This is a genomic window from Bacillus sp. NTK071 (genome assembly GCF_017303315.1).
GTDB lineage: Bacteria > Bacillota > Bacilli > Bacillales > Guptibacillaceae > Guptibacillus.
Genome location: NZ_JAFKOI010000121.1, coordinates 1 through 262 on the forward strand (window position 1 = coordinate 1; position 262 = coordinate 262).

Below are 262 nucleotides of genomic sequence, written 5' to 3' on the forward strand. Positions count from 1 at the left end.
TTCGGCGGGGCAGGTGCAGTTGGCCTACCAGCCTGAAGAGGTGATCGCCGAATTCGCGGGCAACCTGGTCCAGGCTACGCCCTTTTCGCTGGCGACTCCCGAAGCGCTCTACGCCCGGCTCGAGAGCATTCGCGCCACTGGCAAGGTCTATGCCCGCGATGAATGGCGGTTTGGCCTATCGGCTGTTTCGGTTCCGGTGTTCGTAGGGCGGCACTTTGCTGCGTCGCTGACAATTTCGGCGCCGTCCGAGCGCCTGACCAAG

General features: G+C 63.7%; 1 protein-coding gene. It reads left to right on the forward strand.

The features are described 5' to 3' along the window. Positions 1 to 13 precede the first annotated feature (13 nt). On the forward strand, positions 14 to 262 hold a 249-nt coding region (locus JI666_RS21290), incomplete at its 3' end, for an IclR family transcriptional regulator domain-containing protein (RefSeq protein WP_349769371.1).